1 protein-coding gene is annotated in these 1,711 nt (G+C 55.6%); it reads left to right on the top strand.

Annotated features, from left to right (window positions below):
* The coding region (locus tag BWI97_RS27975; protein ID WP_199182147.1) for a hypothetical protein at positions 1-1,643 on the top strand (1,643 nt) is incomplete at its 5' end.
* Positions 1,644-1,711 lie beyond the last annotated feature (68 nt).

The following is a 1,711-nucleotide window of genomic DNA, read 5'->3' as shown; positions in this document are numbered from 1 at the left end:
GACAAACGCCGGGAAGTGGACAGCAGGTATGGCCGGGAACGGTAACGGTTCCGGTGACGAATCTAACCGTATTGGCTGATCCGAAAGATGGTCAAGTAACGGTACAGGTACCGTTCTATGTAACGGATAACGGCGGAGCCAAGAGTAACACGAGCACGGTGATGGTACCCTTTACGACGCCTGTCGTTAGCTTAAGTGGTAACGTCTTCCACGATGCCAATGCTCTGACGGATACTACCGTTAACTCGACTTCGCAACTGGCGATCCCGACGGGACTTTACGCGACGCTCGTCGATGCGAACGGTCAGGCGGTGAAGACGGTAGCGGTGGGTTCAAACGGAGCTTACGATTTCGGTACGGTAACTCCCGCAACTTATAGCGTGGTACTGCATCAGACGTCGACGGGTTCGACGACTCCGGCTCTGCCGAGTGGCTGGATCAACACGGGTGAGCATTTGGGAGCCAATGCGGGTAGTGATGGAACGGTGAACGGTATCCTGCCGAACATCACGGTTGCTACCACGAACGTCACCAACGCCAACTTTGGGGTGCAGCAACCACCGATGACCTCGGACAAGACCCTGCCTTCGCGGGTGAATCCGGGTGGAACGACGACGGTGAATCTTTCGAATGAGTTTACCTTCTCGGACGTAGACGGTACGCCTCAGACGATCACCTTCACGCAGTTCCCTGCCAACACGACGACCGTGACGATTAACGGAACAACGTACGTGCCAGCGGGACAAACGCCGGGAAGTGGACAGCAGGTATGGCCGGGAACGGTAACGGTTCCGGTGACGAATCTAACCGTATTGGCTGATCCGAAAGATGGTCAAGTAACGGTACAGGTACCGTTCTATGTAACGGATAACGGCGGAGCCAAGAGTAACACGAGCACGGTGATGGTACCCTTTACGACGCCTGTCGTTAGCTTAAGTGGTAACGTCTTCCACGATGCCAACGCTCTGACGGACACCACCGTTAACTCGACTTCGCAACTGGCAATCCCGACGGGACTGTATGCGACACTGGTAGATGCTAATGGTCAGGCGGTGAAGACGGTAGCGGTGGGTTCAAACGGAGCTTACGATTTCGGTACGGTAACTCCCGCAACTTATAGCGTGGTACTGCATCAGACTTCGACGGGTTCGACGACTCCGGCTCTGCCGAGTGGCTGGATCAACACGGGTGAGCATTTGGGAGCCAATGCGGGTAGTGACGGCACGGTAAACGGTATCCTGCCGAACATCACGGTTGCTACCACGAACGTGACCAATGCCAACTTCGGCGTGCAGCAACCGCCGGTGACCTCGGACAAGACCCTGCCTTCGCGGGTGAATCCGGGTGGAACGACGACGGTGAATCTTTCGAATGAGTTTACCTTCTCAGACGTGGATGGTACGCCTCAGACGATCACCTTCACGCAGTTCCCTGCCAACACGACGACCGTGACGATTGGTACGACGACGTACGTGCCAGCGGGACAAACGCCGGGAAGTGGACAGCAGGTATGGCCGGGAACGGTAACGGTTCCGGTGACGAATCTAACCGTATTGGCTGATCCGAAAGATGGTCAAGTAACGGTACAGGTACCGTTCTATGTAACGGATAACGGCGGAGCAAGAGTAACACGAGCACGGTGATGGTACCCTTTACGACGCCTGTCGTTAGCTTAAGTGGTAACGTCTTCCACGATGCCAATGCTCTGACG

The sequence above is a fragment of the Siphonobacter sp. BAB-5405 genome, from assembly GCF_002872335.1.
GTDB lineage: Bacteria > Bacteroidota > Bacteroidia > Cytophagales > Spirosomataceae > Siphonobacter.
This window is presented reverse-complemented; position numbering and strand designations above follow the sequence as displayed.